17 protein-coding genes and 2 pseudogenes are annotated in these 18407 nt (G+C 49.6%); 8 read left to right on the plus strand and 11 right to left on the minus strand.

From position 1 onward, the window contains the following. Nucleotides 1–4 precede the first annotated feature (4 nt). The 3 genes and pseudogenes from alsS (at nucleotide 5) to CWM54_RS29230 (ending at nucleotide 3517) form a co-directional block, all read left to right on the plus strand. Complete coding sequence (gene alsS, locus CWM54_RS07240) at nucleotides 5–1684, plus strand: acetolactate synthase AlsS (RefSeq protein WP_100696593.1); 1680 nt, start codon at nucleotides 5–7, stop codon at nucleotides 1682–1684. A 23-nt stretch (nucleotides 1685–1707) separates the two neighbouring features. Next, a complete protein-coding gene (locus CWM54_RS07245) occupies nucleotides 1708–2478 on the plus strand; it encodes a (S)-acetoin forming diacetyl reductase (RefSeq protein WP_008804546.1) in 771 nt (256 codons plus the stop codon). Nucleotides 2479–2875: 397 nt separating this feature from the next. Further along, nucleotides 2876–3517 (plus strand): annotated as a pseudogene (locus CWM54_RS29230) (hypothetical protein). Nucleotides 3518–3645: 128 nt separating this feature from the next. Here the strand turns inward: CWM54_RS29230 and CWM54_RS07255 are convergent. The 4 genes from CWM54_RS07255 to CWM54_RS07275 form a co-directional block, all read right to left on the minus strand. Beyond that, nucleotides 3646–4182, minus strand: a complete 537-nt coding sequence (locus CWM54_RS07255; protein ID WP_004151178.1) for a GNAT family N-acetyltransferase — start codon at nucleotides 4180–4182, stop codon at nucleotides 3646–3648. Between the two features lie 75 nt (nucleotides 4183–4257). Next, nucleotides 4258–7374 (minus strand): multidrug efflux RND transporter permease subunit KexD, encoded by a 3117-nt coding sequence (gene kexD, locus CWM54_RS07260; RefSeq protein WP_061154310.1) that lies wholly within the window; start codon nucleotides 7372–7374, stop codon nucleotides 4258–4260. 37 nt (nucleotides 7375–7411) lie between these two features. Next, on the minus strand, nucleotides 7412–8296 hold the full coding sequence (locus CWM54_RS07265; protein ID WP_100680580.1) for an ABC transporter six-transmembrane domain-containing protein: 885 nt from the start codon (nucleotides 8294–8296) through the stop codon (nucleotides 7412–7414). 229 nt (nucleotides 8297–8525) lie between these two features. Next, nucleotides 8526–8915 (minus strand): transporter, encoded by a 390-nt coding sequence (locus tag CWM54_RS07275; protein WP_100680473.1) that lies wholly within the window; start codon nucleotides 8913–8915, stop codon nucleotides 8526–8528. A gap of 282 nt (nucleotides 8916–9197) precedes the next feature. Here CWM54_RS07275 and CWM54_RS07280 point away from each other — a divergent pair, with 282 nt between their 5' ends. Beyond that, entirely contained in the window at nucleotides 9198–9902 is a 705-nt protein-coding gene (locus tag CWM54_RS07280) for a response regulator (RefSeq protein ID WP_100680474.1), read from the plus strand. Further along, nucleotides 9899–10960 (plus strand): HAMP domain-containing histidine kinase CrrB, encoded by a 1062-nt coding sequence (gene ccrB, locus CWM54_RS07285; protein ID WP_088717235.1) that lies wholly within the window; start codon nucleotides 9899–9901, stop codon nucleotides 10958–10960. Before CWM54_RS07280 ends, ccrB begins: the two co-directional genes overlap by 4 nt. On the opposite strand, the gene CWM54_RS07290 is transcribed toward ccrB, so the two are convergent. The 5 genes and pseudogenes from CWM54_RS07290 to CWM54_RS07310 form a co-directional block, all read right to left on the minus strand. Next, nucleotides 10957–11892 (minus strand): ATP-grasp fold amidoligase family protein, encoded by a 936-nt coding sequence (locus tag CWM54_RS07290; RefSeq protein ID WP_100680476.1) that lies wholly within the window; start codon nucleotides 11890–11892, stop codon nucleotides 10957–10959. The two genes, ccrB and CWM54_RS07290, sit on opposite strands and share 4 nt — an antisense overlap. A gap of 236 nt (nucleotides 11893–12128) precedes the next feature. Beyond that, nucleotides 12129–13166, minus strand: coding sequence for a S66 peptidase family protein (locus CWM54_RS07295; RefSeq protein ID WP_100680477.1), 1038 nt, complete (start codon nucleotides 13164–13166; stop codon nucleotides 12129–12131). A 178-nt stretch (nucleotides 13167–13344) separates the two neighbouring features. Beyond that, the gene (locus CWM54_RS07300; RefSeq protein WP_038422683.1) at nucleotides 13345–13707 is read right to left on the minus strand and encodes a TonB family protein; all 363 of its coding nucleotides are present in this window, start codon (nucleotides 13705–13707) and stop codon (nucleotides 13345–13347) included. A 227-nt stretch (nucleotides 13708–13934) separates the two neighbouring features. Then, nucleotides 13935–14381, minus strand: a pseudogene (locus CWM54_RS07305) (dihydrodipicolinate synthase family protein); the annotation flags it as partial. Nucleotides 14382–14437: 56 nt separating this feature from the next. Then, a complete protein-coding gene (locus CWM54_RS07310) occupies nucleotides 14438–15133 on the minus strand; it encodes a B3/4 domain-containing protein (protein WP_012967971.1) in 696 nt (231 codons plus the stop codon). A 43-nt stretch (nucleotides 15134–15176) separates the two neighbouring features. On the opposite strand from CWM54_RS07310, the gene CWM54_RS07315 reads away from it, so the two are divergent. The 3 genes from CWM54_RS07315 to CWM54_RS07325 all read left to right on the plus strand — a co-directional run bounded on the left by CWM54_RS07315 (nucleotide 15177) and on the right by CWM54_RS07325 (nucleotide 16847). Further along, nucleotides 15177–15779: a helix-turn-helix domain-containing protein gene (locus CWM54_RS07315; RefSeq protein WP_100696595.1), complete on the plus strand. Its 603-nt coding sequence runs from the start codon at nucleotides 15177–15179 to the stop codon at nucleotides 15777–15779. A 62-nt stretch (nucleotides 15780–15841) separates the two neighbouring features. Continuing rightward, entirely contained in the window at nucleotides 15842–16303 is a 462-nt protein-coding gene (locus CWM54_RS07320; protein WP_061154304.1) for a GNAT family N-acetyltransferase, read from the plus strand. Between the two features lie 25 nt (nucleotides 16304–16328). Then, on the plus strand, nucleotides 16329–16847 hold the full coding sequence (locus CWM54_RS07325) for a GNAT family N-acetyltransferase (protein ID WP_061154303.1): 519 nt from the start codon (nucleotides 16329–16331) through the stop codon (nucleotides 16845–16847). Nucleotides 16848–17112: 265 nt separating this feature from the next. On the opposite strand, the gene ccmI is transcribed toward CWM54_RS07325, so the two are convergent. Together ccmI and CWM54_RS07335 are read right to left on the minus strand one after the other, a co-directional pair. Then, nucleotides 17113–17955 (minus strand): c-type cytochrome biogenesis protein CcmI, encoded by an 843-nt coding sequence (gene ccmI / locus CWM54_RS29060; protein WP_100696597.1) that lies wholly within the window; start codon nucleotides 17953–17955, stop codon nucleotides 17113–17115. Continuing rightward, nucleotides 17952–18398, minus strand: a complete 447-nt coding sequence (locus CWM54_RS07335; protein WP_162493314.1) for a cytochrome c-type biogenesis protein — start codon at nucleotides 18396–18398, stop codon at nucleotides 17952–17954. The genes ccmI and CWM54_RS07335 overlap by 4 nt, the downstream gene beginning before the upstream one ends. Between the last annotated feature and the right edge of the window lie 9 nt (nucleotides 18399–18407).

Here is an 18407-nt window from a genome sequence, read left to right on the forward strand (position 1 = left end):
TCACATGGACAAACAGTATCCGGTACGCCAGTGGGCGCACGGCGCCGATCTCGTCGTCAGCCAACTGGAAGCTCAGGGCGTACGTCAGATCTTCGGCATCCCCGGCGCCAAAATCGACAAGGTGTTCGACTCACTGCTGGATTCCTCGATTCGCATTATTCCGGTACGCCACGAAGCCAACGCCGCGTTTATGGCCGCCGCGGTCGGACGCATTACCGGCAAAGCGGGCGTGGCGCTGGTCACCTCCGGTCCGGGTTGTTCCAATCTGATCACCGGCATGGCCACCGCCAACAGCGAAGGTGACCCGGTGGTGGCCCTGGGCGGCGCGGTGAAACGCGCCGATAAGGCGAAGCAGGTCCATCAGAGTATGGATACGGTGGCGATGTTCAGCCCGGTCACCAAATACGCCGTCGAGGTGACGGCGCCGGATGCGCTGGCGGAAGTGGTCTCCAACGCCTTCCGTGCCGCCGAGCAGGGTCGCCCGGGCAGCGCGTTCGTCAGCCTGCCGCAGGATGTGGTCGATGGTCCGGTCAGCGGTAAAGTGCTGCCAGCCAGCCGGGCACCGCAGATGGGCGCCGCGCCGGATGACGCCATCGACCAGGTGGCGAAGCTTATCGCTCAGGCGAAGAACCCGATCTTCCTGCTCGGCCTGATGGCCAGCCAGCCGGAAAACAGTACGGCGCTGCGCCGTTTGCTGGAGGCCAGCCATATTCCGGTCACCAGCACCTATCAGGCCGCCGGGGCGGTGAATCAGGATAACTTCTCTCGCTTCGCCGGTCGGGTCGGGCTGTTTAACAACCAGGCCGGGGACCGTCTGCTGCAGCTCGCCGACCTGGTGATCTGCATAGGCTACAGCCCGGTGGAATATGAACCGGCGATGTGGAACAGCGGCAACGCGACGCTGGTGCATATCGACGTGCTGCCCGCCTATGAAGAGCGCAACTATACCCCGAATGTCGAGCTGGTGGGCGATATCGCCGGCACCCTCAACAAGCTGGCGCAAAATATCGATCACCGGCTGGTGCTCTCCCCGCAGGCGGCGGAGATCCTCCGCGACCGCCAGCACCAGCGCGAGCTGCTGGACCGCCGCGGCGCGCAGCTGAATCAGTTTGCCCTGCATCCGCTGCGCATCGTTCGCGCCATGCAGGATATCGTCAACAGCGACGTCACGCTGACCGTGGACATGGGCAGCTTCCATATCTGGATCGCCCGCTACCTGTACAGCTTCCGCGCCCGCCAGGTGATGATCTCCAACGGCCAGCAGACCATGGGCGTCGCCCTGCCCTGGGCCATCGGCGCCTGGCTGGTCAATCCTGAGCGCAAAGTGGTCTCCGTCTCCGGCGACGGCGGCTTCCTGCAGTCGAGCATGGAGCTGGAGACCGCCGTCCGCCTGAAAGCCAACGTGCTGCACCTGATCTGGGTCGATAACGGCTACAACATGGTGGCCATCCAGGAAGAGAAAAAATATCAGCGCCTGTCCGGCGTCGAGTTCGGGCCGATAGATTTTAAAGCCTATGCCGAGTCCTTCGGCGCCAAAGGGTTTGCCGTGGAAAGCGCCGAGGCGCTGGAGCCGACCCTGCGCGCCGCGATGGACGTCGACGGCCCGGCGGTGGTGGCCATCCCGGTGGATTATCGCGATAACCCGCTGCTGATGGGCCAGCTGCATCTGAGTCAGATTCTGTAAGTCATCACAATAAGGAAAGGAAAATGAAAAAAGTCGCACTTGTTACCGGCGCTGGCCAGGGGATTGGTAAAGCTATCGCCCTTCGTCTGGTGAAGGATGGATTTGCCGTGGCCATTGCCGATTATAACGATGCCACCGCCAAAGCGGTCGCCTCCGAAATCAACCAGGCCGGCGGACACGCCGTGGCGGTGAAAGTGGATGTCTCCGACCGCGATCAGGTGTTTGCCGCCGTCGAACAGGCGCGCAAAACGCTGGGCGGCTTCGACGTCATCGTCAATAACGCCGGTGTGGCGCCGTCCACGCCGATCGAGTCCATCACCCCGGAGATTGTCGACAAAGTCTACAACATCAACGTCAAAGGGGTGATCTGGGGCATCCAGGCGGCGGTCGAGGCCTTTAAGAAAGAGGGGCACGGCGGGAAAATCATCAACGCCTGTTCCCAGGCCGGCCACGTCGGCAACCCGGAGCTGGCAGTGTATAGCTCCAGCAAATTCGCGGTACGCGGCTTAACCCAGACCGCCGCTCGCGACCTCGCGCCGCTGGGCATCACGGTCAACGGCTACTGCCCGGGGATTGTCAAAACGCCAATGTGGGCCGAAATTGACCGCCAGGTGTCCGAAGCCGCCGGTAAACCGCTGGGCTACGGTACCGCCGAGTTCGCCAAACGCATCACTCTCGGTCGTCTGTCCGAGCCGGAAGATGTCGCCGCCTGCGTCTCCTATCTTGCCAGCCCGGATTCTGATTACATGACCGGTCAGTCATTGCTGATCGACGGCGGGATGGTATTTAACTAATAAAAAATAAGCTCTGACATGGCTTGCCCCTGCTTTCGCGCAGGGGCTTTTTTTGGTTTGAGTGTAAGTGTAAGCATCCCGGGGAAACGAAGCATCAATATTTGCGGGCTTCTGGCGTTCTTACTTACGCTTCTGGCACGACGTGGGCAATCTGACTGGGATGAAGGTCTGATTTGAGCGAGGAGCGGAAGTTCGGGAACGGGATAGCTCCATTGATGACTTTATGCTACGTGTTAAACCACAGGTAATGGAGTTGCTGCCGGAGAAAGTAGTATTCTTTAGACTGAGATCTTTTGAAAGGAACTGTAGTTGCTATAAAATTGAGGAACCAAATTTTTTAGCTTTTAAAAAATAAAATATTATCTCTTTTAGAAATTAGATAAGCAGGAGAAAAGCTATGATATCGGTAATAAAGGACCTATTTAGTAACCAAGTGGTTTCCGCAGTCATTCTTACTATCATTGGAGCGATTACAAAAAAGTATATTCAGTTTCATCGCAGAGACTTTTTTTCACGCTCATCCTCCGAGTAGATAAAAGCAGTCGAATGGCTTAGAACCTCTTCTGTACCCATCTCCGATCCGTTAGCAAAGGCGGAACAGCAGTTCCGCCTACAGTCGTTCGGACTGCATAGAGATTGGCATTTATCTTATAAAATCATATGCTTGAGTTCCGATTATGCACAGTCATTGATTCCGTCCTTGAAGGCAGTCTTGCGTTATCAGGGCATGTACACAATTACTAACGGGAATATATACCCTCATAAATTCCATAAGTGGATAATACCTTTTGTGTTAATATCGTTGCTATTATATATCGGTGCTGAGATATACAGAAGTTCTTCACAGAGTGATGGTATAGAGATTTTGAAATCTCTATACGTCGTTATTGTGGCTTTTATAGTATGGTGTTGGGTCGCTGCTTGTGCTCTGAGAGTATCAAGCATCAGTAAAAAGCTCAATGCCTATATCCCACCCGCAAACGATTTTAAATCCAAGACATACGATTTCAGTTCAATACTCAATAATAGATATCCCTAGCCTGGCTGATCTGCTTCCCGTAAATACTGATACCTGGCAGTAAGCGAGATCCGCTTCTGGCACGGCGCGAACTGTTAACTGAGCCAAAGGTCCGCCATGAGCGAGGAGCGGACATTTTTCTTCGTCCTCTACTTCGTCCATTCTTTATGCAGTAACGCATAGATGTATGTGTCGTCATACCTTGCCTTACCCTCCTCGTTTTCAAAGGAGACAAATTCTTTAAAACATCCTTCACGTCGCATAAGTAGTCGCTCGCATAGTTTTTGAGAGGAGTAATTATAATCTTCCACCCAGGCATACAAACGTCTGGCGCCTTTTACTTTAAATAAATAATCAAACAGTGCAGCAACTGACTCGCTTGCATATCCCTGATGTTCAAAACGTTGATTAAAATGCCAGCCTACTGACCAGGTATTGCTGTCTGGCTCGTTGCTATTGTCCGCAAAAAGATGTCCGATTAACGTATCGGTTTCATTTAGACAAACGGCAAACTGTGTTGGGTCAGAGGCTCGTTTAGCCACGTCGACCTCTGCCTCAGCGAGTGAATGTAACTTTTCATCCTTAAAGCAAGGAGTACGTGGTGAAGAGAGGTAATCGAAAAGAGCTGCCGCATCCTCTTCCTTAAAATGGCGAATGATTAATCTTTGAGTGGTAATGATGGTCATAATGTCCTTGATAATGTAATGCCAGCCAGTTCAGCAAGAAGTCTGCTTTAAACTGGCCGGAACACAGGGCAGAGATTAGCCGTTCCGGCTATTCCCCAGTCTGTATTTTCGCATGCCTGTAAATCGTGTGATCGTCACGAAAAATACCGGAACAAAGAAAATGGCCAGTAGCGTTCCGCTAATCATCCCGCCGAATACACCGGTACCAATCGCATGCTGCGTGCTGTCGCTGGCTCCACTGGCAAGCATCAGCGGAACAACACCTAATGTGAAAGCCAGAGAAGTCATCAGAATTGGCCGTAAGCGTAACTTTGCAGCCGTCAATGTCGCGTCAATAAGGCTCTTTCCTTCTTTCATCAATTGTCTCGCGAACTCGATAATCAGAATCGCATTCTTGGCGGAAAGTCCAATCAGGGTTATCAGACCCACTTTGAAAAAGACGTCATTCGTCATATTCGTAACGGATACGGCCAGCACAGCGCCGAGCAGCCCCAGAGGAACAACGAGCATGACCGAGAAGGGAATGGACCAGCTTTCGTATAGAGCAGCCAGCACCATGAATACCACCAGTACCGAGAGCACAATAAGACCCGGAAGCTGTGATGCAGACTCTTTTTCCTGTAACGAACTTCCCGCCCACTCCCCGGCGAACCCCGGTGGTAAGTGCTTAGCCAGATTGTCCATTGCCTCCATTGCGGTACCTGACGATTTTCCCTGTGCGGCACTGCCGGTTATGCGTATGGCAGGATATCCCTGATAGCGTATCAGTTGCTGCGGTGCAACATTCCACGAAAGCGTCACAAAAGTGGATAACGGAAGCATCTGCCCCAGACGGTTTTTGACAGACAAAGCCAAAAGTTGTTCGGGCTGCATCCGGTATGGCGCGTCCGCCTGGACGATAACCTGTTGAACCCGACCATTATTGGTATAGTCATTAACATAATTGGAACCTGCTGCAACGGAAATGGTTTGATTTATTTCATCAAACGACACCCCCATGGCCTCCGCTTTTTCCCTGTCGATATGCAGGGAAAGGCTTGTTCCCTCACCAAGTCCATCAATATAGACATCGGCAAGGTGAGGATTATGATTTGCCTGTACAATAAGCTCATCGGCCGCCTTTTTGAGTGCCTGATAGCCTTTCCCCCCTCTGTCCTGTAAATAATAAGTGAACCCGGATGAGGTTCCCATATCAGAAATGGCCGGAGGCAGCAGACTCATTGTTACGGCGTCCGGCACGTTTGCCATTTGGGACTGAATATGGTCAGCTTCTTCCTGTGCCGTGGTTCCTTTGCGTTGTTTCCAGTCCTTGAGGGTGGTGAATGCCATGGCCGAATTTTGGCCTGACCCTGAGAAACCAAATCCCAGGATCATAATGTTACTTTCTACCGCCTGCCGATGGGCGATCTCCTCTTCAAATGTATCGACGACCTTAAGCGTCCGCTGCATCGTGGCATCAGAAGGAAGCTGGATTGAGGACATAAAATAACCCTGATCTTCATCGGGTAAAAATGATGATGGTAAGGTGGACAGCCCGGCAAACAATGCCAAACATAATGCAGCGTAGATCATCATCATACGGCCAGTACGCTTCAGTACAATTCCCAGACCAGTGGCGTAAAACGAAGTCAGGCGATGAAAGTAAGCGTTAAACCACGCTGAAAATGCGCTGCTTTTACCCTGATGAATACCATGTGGTTTGAGCAGGGTTGCACAAAGCGCAGGCGTTAACGTCAGCGCCAGGAATGCCGACAGTAAAATGGATATCGCCATCGAAATGCTGAACTGTCGATAAATAATACCCACAGAACCGCTGGCAAAGGCCATTGGTATAAACACCGCAGTGAGCACCAGCGTAATACCAATGATTGCCGGCGTAATTTCACGCATCGCTTCTCGCGTTGCATCCTGTGGAGACATTTTTTTGTCTTCCATCAGTCGTTCGACGTTCTCCACCACAACAATAGCATCGTCAACAATAATCCCGATGGCCAGTATCATTCCAAACATGGTTAAAATATTGATGGAATAACCGCTTAATAGCATTACGGTAAATGTGCCGAGCAGCGCCACGGGTGCCACAATCGCAGGAATAAGCGTACAGCGTATCTTGTGAAGGAAAAGCAGCATCACGAAAAAGACCAGAACCATGGCTTCAACAAATGTCTCAACTACCTTCAATATCGATAGCTTTACAAATGGAGCCGTATCGAAAGGCACGGTGAATGTCATTCCCTCGGGAAGCACACCGGACAGTTCTGTTAACCGCGCGCGGATACCCGACGCAGTACTAATCGCATTTGCGCCAGGAGACAACTGAATGGCGGCTGCCGTTGCAGGCACGCCATTTTCACGGATGCCAAATGCGTAACTTTGCAACCCGGATTCCACGCGGGCAACGTCTGCCAGTGTCACCCGGGCGGCTGAGACCTGTGATTTAATCGTGATATTGCGAAATTCTTCAACCGAAGAGAGCTGCCCTTTTACCGTTATTGGATAGGTCACCTCTTGGCTGCTCGTCGCGGGTTCATCTCCGGTTCTGCCCGGTGAAACAATCACGTTTTGTTGACTGATGGCGCTTAATACATCCGTAACAGAGAGCCCATAGCTGTGTAATTTCATCGGATCCAGCCATATGCGGAGTGCCTTTTCTCCGCCAAAAAGCTGGACTTTACCTACACCGGGTACGCGACGGAGTTCATCAGTAACATTCCTTGCAAAATAATCGCTTAAGTCAGCTTCCTGATAGTCTCCGTTTGGCGATTTTAACCCCACCATCATTAAAAAACCGGAATTAGCTGCCTCAACATTTATCCCATTCTGTCTTACCGACTGCGGCAGGCGAGATTCCACAATTTTAATTTTGTTTTGCAGATCCATCTGGGCGAGTTTGATGTCGGTGCCGGGTTTGAAAGTTACCGTAATTGACGCCATCCCTGTCGTGTCACTGGAAGATTCAAAATAGAGTAAATTGTCAACACTCGCAATTTCACGCTCGATCAGAGACACGACGGATGTGTTCATCACTTCCGGGCTGGCTCCAGGGTAACTCACTGAAATGATAATACCGGGTGGCGCAACTTCAGGGTATTGCGCAACCGGTAAACGAGGTATGGACAACAGTCCCGTCAGAACAATAAACAGGGCAATAACCCATGCGAAGATGGGGCGCTCAATGAAAAAGTGCGGCATCAGGTGTACTTCCAGTCAACATACAAAGGGTAAAAGTTCAGCATGGTTTTCCTGATAAAGAGGTCTCATCGTCAGTCGAAACCCGTTTACCGATATCCCTGAGCTGGGAAAATTTCTCAAGAAGTTGTGGTGCGTCATCCAGGCTTGTTGCAAACATCCACATATAGGTCATGACGGAATAAATATGTCCGGCATTAATTCCGGATTCCATGCTCATCCTGATAATGGTCATGGAAAAGAGAGCAGAAACCAGAAGGCCTATTGATAAATATCCCCATGCCTCTCTGTCGGATAACACCACGCGCAGACGGGCAAGTGTGTCATAATGTCGCTTAAGAGCACCAAAAGACGCCTTATTAACATAATCGACCTCTTTCTCAAGGCGATTATTCAGCCGTCTGTAGAATGACTCATTTTTGCTGGCATAGCTTGAGACAAAACACATCAGTATTGCCACGATGATCAAACAGACTATACCTGTCCAGAATTCAATCCATAACAGCATAATTGCTGCGCCGAAAAGGGAAATGATCGAGGTGATCAATACGGGCAGGTGCAACTCGAAGAAATCTACAAATTCACGGGACAGAGTGACTCTCGCAGCAATAGTCGAGTGATTAAGTGAATATTTTCGCTGGGATAATACTACAGTCACAGCAAGACTTGCGTAGATACGTGCAAACGTTCGCGTATCGACACTACGTCTGGCGGCTCCCATGCACCACATGAACAGAACCATCAGGCCATAAAGGGCCGCATGTGACGTCTGTCCGCCCAGGATGGCATTTATCGCCATGCCCGCCAGAACGGGGTAGAGCAGGAATGCAACGTTTTCAGCAATAACCAGCATGAAAGTAATGCACAATTTCTTTCTGTGCCGCCAGGCAAGTCTCTTAAGTGAGATAGCAACCCCGGGGGCCATAGGTTTGTCGTTGCCTTTATAAATCATGATAAATTATATTAAACATCTGTGTGTAAAGGGTTCTGCAGTTGGTTTATTATGTCAGCTAAGTGAAACGAGACAGCAGAACAGAGCAGTCATAAATCCATGTGCTAAGTGTAACGTGATGATGTCAATCGTGAATGGATGTTTTATGGAGGATATGTGTACTCACTCCTGAGGTTATGTATCATATTGACATTGCATAATATCAAACCATTCTTATACATAAACATAAAGGTAGTCCGCAAAAGAAAAGCATTAAAAAAAATTCATAATAAAAAACAAAATCATAGATATCTGGAAAAGTATTCAAAAGCAGATGTAATACAATGATGGTGTGTATAAACAGTAAAACCAGACCGAATGTTATTGCAATGAAGTTTTTAAAAACTCCAGGTTTTTTCTGAATAATAAATGATAATGCTGTAATGATTATCAAAACACGAATCAGTAAAGATGAGGGTAATGTGGATTCTACTTTTTCATTAATTGAATGCACAAGGTAAAGCCAGGTAGATAGCAACCCATATGAAACGATGCAAAATAAAAGTGAGGCCATCAAATTCTCGCGCCGGAAAAAACATTTAGTCAGCACCATAAAACTCCTTAGACAAAGTACATATTGCATGCACCACTTAACCTGGTTGTAGATTATCACTTAGCGATGTTGATTAATTATTTATAAAATGTGTAGTGAATATGGAGAGTGAGTCTGGTAAAATTTTAAGAAAATTTCTTGATGAACTTTTCCAAAAAGTACCTGTCAAAAGACATCAAATTGAAAATTAATGTTTGTAATTGAGTTAAAGAGCTTTAAGCATGACGATAAAAGTGCTTTCAGGGTAAAATGCATGTTGTCATCAGCACTGTGGAAGAAAATATGAACAACAACAATCTGATTATCGTCGCAGAAGACGATGATGACATCGCTGCCATACTGACAGGCTATTTACGTAAGGCAGGTATGAAAACCTTAAGAGCCGAAGACGGTGAGCAGGCAATCAATCTTACCCGTCTGAACAAGCCTGATCTCCTGCTATTGGACATCCACCTGCCCGTGTACGATGGCTGGAATGTTCTCACCACGTTAAGAAAGGAAACGAATGTACCGGTCATCATGGTGACAGCACTGGATCAAGACGTTGATAAACTGATGGGGCTACGGCTCGGGGCTGACGACTATGTGATAAAACCCTTCAATCCATCTGAGGTTATTGCCAGGGTTGAAGCAGTGCTTCGCAGAACCAGACCGGTTGCAGAGTCTACACATTCACGGCCTTTAAGAACGCCTTTTTTAACGATTTATCCTGATGAGTTTTACGTTGAAATCACTGCACAAGGTGAGGTTTCCACGCCAGTACTAACCACCACTGAGTTTAAACTTTTAACCTATCTGGCGAGAAACCCGAGAAAAGTCTGTTCACGTGAAGAGTTACTCGATGCGTGTTTACCTGAGGGAGACACGCTGGATCGTACTGTAGACAGTCATATGAGTAAACTTCGGAAAAAGCTTGAACATGCCGGATTGAGGGGCATTCCGGAAAGCATCCGAGGATTAGGCTACCGGTTGGGTGACAAAAAATGAACAAAGAAACAATTCTGAGCCGTCAGATTTTGACATATATGTTGTTGTTAACGTTTGTTATTATTGCCATTGCAATACTCGGTTCCTACTTATTTTATAGTTTCCTGATTTATTACCTGCCGGGTGGAATGAACGAAGGTAGTGAAGATGCTATGACATTCCTTGACTGGATGTGGATTCTGATGGCGTCCATTACCAGTCTGGTCGTTGCACTTTTCTTTACCGTAAAGCTGTCTGCAAGAATATTCAACCCACTGAATGACGTCGCATACAGCCTGAAACAAATCTCTCAGGGAAACCTTAGTGCCAGAGCATTTAACAGCAGTTCTAAGTTGGGAGAGATGAATAGGCTCGTCAATGACTTTAATGAGATGGCTGAAAAGTTACAGACGCTGGATGCGCAGCGAAATTTATGGAATGCTGCAATTGCTCATGAACTCCGGACGCCGGTGACTATCTTACGTGGGAGGCTTCAGGGACTGGTTGACGGCGTTTTCGAACCAGAACCGTCGTTATTCAGAAACCTTCTTAAACAAACTGAAGGTCTGACCAACTTAATTGAGGATCTCCGCGTCGTGAGTTCGTCAGGAGGAGCAGGATACTCCTTGATGCTGAGTGAAGTCGATCTCAAGGCCACGATTTCAAATGCGCTTGATACCTTTTGGCCGGACTTTGATAAAAAGCATTTCAAAATTGTCACTGAGATTAACCATCAGTATTGCGTTTGCGATCCCTTACGCATTATTCAGTGCCTCACCGTTCTTTTTGATAATGCCTTGAAATATTCCACATCACAAACGCTTTTAATAAAAAATGGTATTACAGGAAACGATAATTTTATTATCGTTCAGGACAAAGGACCTGGAATTCCTGAAGAACTCCAGAAGTCCTTATTCCAGCCTTTTCAACGAGGAGAATACGCCAAAAATATTAATCCAGAGGGCTGTGGTTTAGGGTTGTCGGTAGTTAAAGCCATTATGTGCGCCCACGGCGGAGACGTTAGCTATAGTTTAACACCAGAAAATGGCTCACTTTTCAAACTCTCATGGCCTGTTTAAGGGCATGAATACACAGGCTCGATCGAACCTGTTTTAGCAACAGACAGATCCCACATACTGCCGAGTTTTGCGTCCCAAATTGATGGGGTGATTTTAAGTTTGCCTCTTTTGGGACTTAATGTTATTTCGCTGAAATAGATATCATCTCCTTTTAGCATAAGATCGACGCGGCAGTAGTCTATTTCTTTTGCTAAGTCCTGGGCGGCAATAACGGATTTATGAAATGATTCTGGTTCATCAACCGGCAATGGCGTGTTTGGGTATTCCATCTGAAAGGGTTGTAAATTCCACGCTCTGTCATAAACGTTAATGAATTCGTTTCCATCGCTGTCAGTAAAGTCGGCCTCGATAAAACATGCCACACCGTGAAAGCAATGTATTCTTATCATTTCCGGAGTTATATTCCGGTGTTTACTGGAAAATAGATCCAGATACATTTCGCATAGGATCACGGGTGGTATGTTTTTATACTGCCATTCTCGGGTCGTATAATACATATTCTTTTTAAGAGATAGTTTTAATTTGCTTTTAATCTTAGCGGGATCAATATTCGTTTTGTCCGTGCATATGACCGCGCTACCACTATCATGATTGCATTTCAAAACAAATTTTGAGGGCAGTTTGTCGAAATCAATATCATCAACTCTGTTATAAACACCTACTAAAGGAATAAGCTTAATTAAGTTAGTCCGTTTCTCAACATACTCCCTGACCAGAAGTTTATCAGCAAGCAATGTATAAAATGGGTTGTGGATAAATAAAATGCGATGGCAAATTTTCTCATTAAGCGTTACAGGGTTGAGTAAATCCGGATATGTGCCAGATATTTCTCTTAACCTGTCTGCATGAAATGAAATGTCATTAGTCAAAATTGTTCTGCATTTTCTCAATAAATATTCAATGTATTTGATTTGATAGTTTATTTTGTTCATAACACCTCCTGTTCAGAAAGGAAATTCTGACAGAGGTTTGTTGATTTATTTTTTGCAAATTATGGAGAGTATATGGACCGACTTGCTTCTTTATTAACAGAAATTAATCCGGACCATTGTCCGCGCCTTGCACGAATCGGAAAAGTTAACTGCACTGAAGATCCGCTCTGAACTAAGAGCGGATCTTCAGTGCAAAAGAACAGCAAGGCCCGCCTTTGTGATTAATACTGCCTTATCTACAACTGCTGAGTTACCCAGCTACCATTTTCAGCGAAAAATACCGTCGCATCGGCTCCATTGACCAGGGATATTTGAGGAGGTATGTGGCCAATATCAACATCATACAGTACGGGCACGGCAATATTCTCAAAAGCGGCTTTAAGGGCATCCAGATAATTATGTTTAGTCGGGTCGCTTACGTCGGGTGCAGCACTTCTGCCGATAAGAACACCATTTAAGTTATCAAACCAACTCTGTAATCGTAAGCTAAATAATGCGCGTGTAAATTCACAGGGAGCCATTTCCACATTTTCAAAATAGAGGATTATTCCTTGAGGGCTATTGCTCGCCTTGAACAAGGGCACATTCCCGAATGGTGTACCTGCTAACCTGGATATTATTTCGAGGCAGCCGCCGATCAGTTTCCCGCTAAATGTCAGAGAAGATGTAACACCATCAAGGCGTTTCCACTGTGTTTTTTGGGTCAGATTGAAACCTCCGTCTGACGCTGTTCCCCATTGATTTTCATCCGCTTGAAATGCTGTTGAAGAGTACTGTTTGATTACAGTTCCCCGATTCGATTCCAGAATTTCCCATACGGCCTGAGTGGTGGCATCTAACTTTTGAGCGCCAAGATCCATGAGGTTCGGCCCATGCAAAGTAGCCCAGCCCGATATCGTCGTCAGTGGGAAATGAAGTGTACTAAGATCTGAAAAGCCCACAAACCATTTTGGTTTAGACCGGGACAACAGATCAAAATCAATCAAATCAAGTAATTCCATCGCCAGATCACCGCCCCAAGGTGGCATAACAGCTTTTATATCTGGGTCAGTAAGATAAGACATTAATTCTTCAACGCGAGAAAATTTAGTGGCGCTTTTATTTTTGTGCTGCGAGCGTAAGCAGCGTCCTTCGCGGACCTGGTAACCTCTTTTCTTTAGGTTTTTTATGGCGAGTTCCAGTCTGGGATGCAGATGTTCAGGTACGCCAGAAGAGGGAGCGGTTACACCAATAACATCTCCTGGAGCCAGCCTGGGTGGAAAGAGGACACTCATGGATAAATCCTTTTCAGAACATATAGAATTCCATAATCCATAATTAAAGCCAGGATGTAAAATTAACAGGCGAACACTCCGCTTGTTTTTTCTATGAGCCTTTAAAAGGTCTGCTCATGGCACCCAAGGGACTTTACCGGCGTAGATGATGCGTCAGGCAACTAATCCTCAAAAGTGCTTACTGCTTATTCGCGGGACCGCCGGCTGATTTGGGTTGGATCATGACGACTACTCTTTTAGCTATTCCCGGTTTCCCCTTTTCAAAGCGCCATTTACTCATCATTTTCTCGATGATTTTATGTTCAAACTCCGGAGTCGTTGTCGATTCCAGTATCTTAACATTCTGAACTCTGCCATCTGAATCAACATCATACTGAATCCGCAGAGCATTCGGCAGGAGGTTTCCGTTCTTATCATGAGTGGTAATTGCTGCATTTGCAGAGGAAATGCTGCCTGAAGGTGTGCTGGCGCTGGCCGGTATACCGGCGCAGAGTGCCAGGAACAATGGCAGAATCAGGGTGAATAGTCTGATAGCTTGCATAAATCGTCCGAACTCCAAAATTAACCATGAATCTTCACGTTACCAACGGTGCGAGTGACAGGCTACCAGATGAAATGATCAGTGAATACCGCGTCTTCAGCGGCAATCCCTTTGACCTTCTTACCAGGCGCTTCGTACCACATCCTTTCCCAAGGTCGTTTCACTATCAGGACTAGTGGGAGCTGAGCGAGTGTATCAATGATTCCTTTGCCAGCTGTCAGCTCGTCAGGGAACATGACCGATCTAACATCCTTAAGTGATGAGAGACGACCATGGAGTTCGTCCGTAAAGGTAAAATGCGTCGTGCCCGGATTTTCAGAGATACACACTGGTACAGACAGGTGCCGGGTAACGGTCTCGAAGCGTGAGAAGACTTCGTCGTCACGGAGTGACTGGTAGCTGACCGCCGGGAGTAACAGGACATTCGCGCCAGCTGCCTGGGCATCATCAGCCAGATGTAGAATGGCGTCGATACGGACCGATCCCACACAGACCATAACCGGGATGTCCCCGGCATGCTGTTTTGCCAGAGTGGCTACGCGCTTGCGCTGCTCCCGGGTCAGATAGGCGTAGCGTGCGGTTGACCCCAGGATGCCCATAGAATCAACCCGAGCATCTGTACGGCGGGAAAGCATATGGCTGAACCCCTTTTCATCCACGCCGCTGGCGGCTATTGGGGTTAATGGAAACGCCGATAACCGCTAAACATACCTGTTTCTCCTGAAGGATATTACTGCTGTTGTTCTTCGATGAGAGCAACGTCAAACCACAGGCCGGGCATCATTTTTTCCAGGCCGTCGGTCAGCATCTTCCCGGCTTCGTGCAGTTTTTCCAGCGGCATCTGCGGCAGGCTTTCCAGAATGAACCACATTTGCTGAGCGTCCACGCCCAGACGGGTTCTGATTCCCTGTCGCCAGTTCCAGCGGCGGCAGGTCACGCCGGTGTCATCACACCAGATAACCTCTCCTTGTGAAGGATATTCAACGGCCGTTTCACCCTCTTTGACGGTATCAAAAGGCTCTGTTCCGTTTGCCACAGCCAGACGTGGTGAACCCTGATAGGCAGAGATATTCTCCCCACCAACCGGTACGGCGTAGCGGAGACTCACGGCGTTATAAAGATCAACGATGGGATCGAGCGCGGGCATCGTTCCGTCACGTAATACGCGCTTACGTAACGCATCAGCTGAGCAAGGGGTGCGTTTAGGTTTAGCACCAAACTTTTGAAAAACGTCGGCCCAGGCTGCCAGATGAGATCCCGCCCATTCCGGTTCGCCGGCCAGAACGGCTTCACAGGCTTCCCGCAGCGCGATTTCTCCAGCGTCGGGATGAAGCACTGGCGCAGCTTTTACGCAGATACTGAGTGCCCGAAAACCTGGGGCAATACGATAAATTTCAGGGGCAATTGACGGAGAGACGGTTAACACGTGATAATCCTTTAATGACTAATTTATTCTATGATAATGACCGATGACCAAAAAAGTCAATTTAATGACCGATGCAAATTCTATCGTCAACACGGTGAATGAAGCCGTATCTCAGCGAATTAAACAGTATCGTAAGCAAAAGAAAATCTCCCTCGATGAACTCTCCCGTCGAGCCGGCGTCAGCAAGGGAGCGCTGGTTGAGATAGAAGGATGCCGGGCCAATCCCAGCATTGCTCTGTTATGCCGCCTGGCTACCGCGATGGGGGTTTCGGTGGCTGATTTTGTGGATGTCAGTTCCAAACCGACTGTGCATCTCATTGCTGAAGATGAGATCCCAGAATTGTGGGAAGGTGAAAAAGGCGGGAGAGCAAGACTGCTCGCAGGGTCGGGTGGGCCTGATATGACCGAGCTCTGGATGTGGGAAATGCAGCCGGGGGAAAAGTTTGCTTCACCGGGCCACACGGAAGGAACGCTTGAACTGTTTTATGTTCAGTCGGGCACGCTCACATTGGGGGTAAAGGACCATTTGTATCGGGTAAAAACCGGCTGTTCGGCAACGGCCAGAACGGACGTTCCTCATTTCTACGAAAACCAGGGGGAGAGCCCGCTGGTATTTATCATGACAGTACATGAGAAAACATCCTGAGTGGTTGCCCGGTATGCCTGTAGGGCTTGTCTCATCAAAGCAAGTTTGCAAGGAGTCGTTTAGTGGATAATCAGCATCTGCGTTTTACCCAAGGCCAGTTTACTGTCACAACCGATCCCGCCTTTTTTCAGCAGGAAGCCATTCACGATTACCTCTCGCAATCGTCATGGGCTGCGGGCATTGATGCTGAAACGGTCAGAATATCAATCCAGAACAGCCTTTGTTTTGCGCTTCTGGATGGAACAAGACAAATCGGCTTCGCCCGTCTGGTCACCGACTATGCCACTTTTGGTTATTTGTGCGACGTCTACGTGCTGAACGAGTATCAGAAAAGTGGTCTTGGTCGTTGGCTGATTGAATGCTGTCACGCCCATCCCGTGATGTCACGCCTGCGACGGATAATGCTGGTAACCTCTAGCGCGCCCTGGCTATACCAGAAGCTGGGGTATAACCCATTGAACCAACCAGATTTTGTCTGGCAAATCAATCGACCCGATATTTATCGTCAACCCGGGCAAAAGTAAGACTATTTTTTGAGAGTAATGATAAATGTTAATCCGTAGGGCCCGTCCCTCTGATGCAGAAGAGCTTGCCATTTTAGCCGAACGCACCTTTAGAAAAACGTTTGAAGCGGGTAATACTCAGAAGGATATGGAGCTTCACTGCCAGGCAAGTTATTCAACAGATATTCAGTTGCAAGAAATCCTCAGAGAAGACTGGATTACATTAGTCTGCGAATACGAAAGCAAACTGATAGGGTATGCCCAACTGAGGTGGGAAGCATTTCCTCCCTGTGTAAATAGCATTCACGCCGGGGAAATCCTGTGTCTGTATATCGATGAACCTTATCATGGCAAAGGTTTTGCGCAAGCGCTGATACACAAGTGCTTTGCTGAATTTGCGGCACAGGGATCGGATATTGTCTGGTTAGGTGTCTGGGAACAGAACCCAAGGGCAATCTCTTTTTACCGTAAGCTTGGGTTTACCGAGGTGGGTGAACATATCTTCCAGGTTGGGACAGATCCCCAGAGAGATATCATTATGAAGCGCTCAACGGGTGTTAGCTGAACAAACATGACGACGTCCGCTCTGGCACACAGCAGGCGTGATCGACACCAGGAGACGTCACGCGCTAGCGGCTAAGCGTAGCGCCGGCTCGGAAAATCCCGGATGGCGGCGCGTGGCGCCTTATCCGGGCTACGCGGTTGAGCCACTCTTGTGCCGTTATTTTGCCGGGTGGCGGCTGCGCCTGACCCGGCCTACAAAAACAGGGCCGCCCGTACTCTTCTGGTGGCATGCCCCTGGCCCGCGCCTGCGCAGCGCCGCCGGGCTGTTACTGCGCCTGCTGCTGCGCTTGCGCCAGCTGGCGGACGATCGCCTCGCGCCGCACATCCCCTTCCGGCAGCCGGGCCAGTAACGCCTGCAAGGCTGCCACGGCTTCGGGGTAATCTTCATTACGCACCGCGCTCAGGGCCAGCATCTCCAGCACCGGCAGGCTGGTCGGCTGCCGCTGATGCAGGTCACGCAGCAGCAACTCGCCCATCCGAACCTGACCGCTATCCCCCGCCCGCACCAGCGCGCTGGCGTAATCGAAAGCCGCCGCCGGGTCATCCGCCGCCAGAGCATGCGCCCGGCCAAAGGCGCCGATCGCCGTCTCGCCATCGTTCAACAACAGGCCCAGCCGCCCAAGCAGCTGCCAGCCGGCGAGATCGTTCGGCGTAGTCTGCAGATGGCTGCGCAGCCCAAGCCGCAGCTCCGCCAGCTCATCCATACGTAGCGGCGCCGCCGTCGGGTCCTTAACCTGCTGCAACAGCGCAGGATAATGCCGTTCAGCCTGCTGCCAGAGCAGCACCTGGCCAATATCGCTGGTTTTCAGATACAGGCCCAGACTCAGAACCACCAGCAGCAGCGCCCCCGGAAGCAGCGCCCAGCGGCTTAGCGGCCGTTCGCCAGGCTGTGTCTGGGGCGGGATATCCGTCAGCAGCGTGCGCTGCAGCTCGACGACCAGCGCCGGGTTGTCCTCGCCGCGTTCCTGCGTCAGCTCCTGCAGGCGCGACTGGTACAGGGCGCGGTTGAGAGTATCGCGGTCCACCGCCCCTTTGCCCGGCCAAGGGTAATAAAGCAGCCCCAGCGCGCCAGCCAGCAGCAGCGCGACGATAACCACCAACAGGCTCATCGTTCTTTTCCTTCTTTCAATAATGCCGCCAGCCGCTGGCGCTCTTCGGCGCTGAGCGCCGCGTCAGGGATGTCGCGACGACGCGCGCGGGCGATAATCACCCCCGCGCCCGCCAGCACGAACAGCCCTGGCCCCAGCCACAGCAGCACCGTGCCAGCGGTCAGCGGCGGCTCGTAGCTGACAAAATTGCCGTAGCGGGCCACCATATAGTCAACGATCTGCCCTTTCGTTTTCCCCTGCTGCATCAGCTCGTACACCTTCTGCCGCATATCAGCGGCAATCATCGCGTTTGAGTCGGCGATGCTGTTGTTCTGGCATTTCGGGCAGCGCAGCTGGGAGGTGATTTCGCGAAAGGCCTGCTCCTGGGCCTCATCCTTAAACTGCCAGGTGTCGATGGCGGCCCACGCCTGGCCGGTCAGCATCAGCGCCAGCAGGATGACCATTACACATCT

The sequence above is a fragment of the Klebsiella sp. D-Nf1 genome, from assembly GCF_002810515.1.
Classification (GTDB): domain Bacteria; phylum Pseudomonadota; class Gammaproteobacteria; order Enterobacterales; family Enterobacteriaceae; genus Klebsiella; species Klebsiella variicola.

Coding starts and splice junctions, on each gene's coding strand:
- alsS (WP_100696593.1), top strand. CDS start 5: ATGGACAAACAGTATCCGGTACGCCAGTGGGCGCACGGCGCCGATCTC.
- CWM54_RS07245 (WP_008804546.1), top strand. CDS start 1,708: ATGAAAAAAGTCGCACTTGTTACCGGCGCTGGCCAGGGGATTGGTAAA.
- CWM54_RS07255 (WP_004151178.1), bottom strand. CDS start 4,182: ATGACCATCATTACCACTCAAAGATTAATCATTCGCCATTTTAAGGAA.
- kexD (WP_061154310.1), bottom strand. CDS start 7,374: ATGCCGCACTTTTTCATTGAGCGCCCCATCTTCGCATGGGTTATTGCC.
- CWM54_RS07265 (WP_100680580.1), bottom strand. CDS start 8,296: ATGGCCCCCGGGGTTGCTATCTCACTTAAGAGACTTGCCTGGCGGCAC.
- CWM54_RS07275 (WP_100680473.1), bottom strand. CDS start 8,915: ATGGTGCTGACTAAATGTTTTTTCCGGCGCGAGAATTTGATGGCCTCA.
- CWM54_RS07280 (WP_100680474.1), top strand. CDS start 9,198: ATGAACAACAACAATCTGATTATCGTCGCAGAAGACGATGATGACATC.
- ccrB (WP_088717235.1), top strand. CDS start 9,899: ATGAACAAAGAAACAATTCTGAGCCGTCAGATTTTGACATATATGTTG.
- CWM54_RS07290 (WP_100680476.1), bottom strand. CDS start 11,892: ATGAACAAAATAAACTATCAAATCAAATACATTGAATATTTATTGAGA.
- CWM54_RS07295 (WP_100680477.1), bottom strand. CDS start 13,166: ATGAGTGTCCTCTTTCCACCCAGGCTGGCTCCAGGAGATGTTATTGGT.
- CWM54_RS07300 (WP_038422683.1), bottom strand. CDS start 13,707: ATGCAAGCTATCAGACTATTCACCCTGATTCTGCCATTGTTCCTGGCA.
- CWM54_RS07315 (WP_100696595.1), top strand. CDS start 15,177: ATGACCAAAAAAGTCAATTTAATGACCGATGCAAATTCTATCGTCAAC.
- CWM54_RS07325 (WP_061154303.1), top strand. CDS start 16,329: ATGTTAATCCGTAGGGCCCGTCCCTCTGATGCAGAAGAGCTTGCCATT.
- ccmI (WP_100696597.1), bottom strand. CDS start 17,955: ATGAGCCTGTTGGTGGTTATCGTCGCGCTGCTGCTGGCTGGCGCGCTG.
- CWM54_RS07335 (WP_162493314.1), bottom strand. CDS start 18,398: ATGGTCATCCTGCTGGCGCTGATGCTGACCGGCCAGGCGTGGGCCGCC.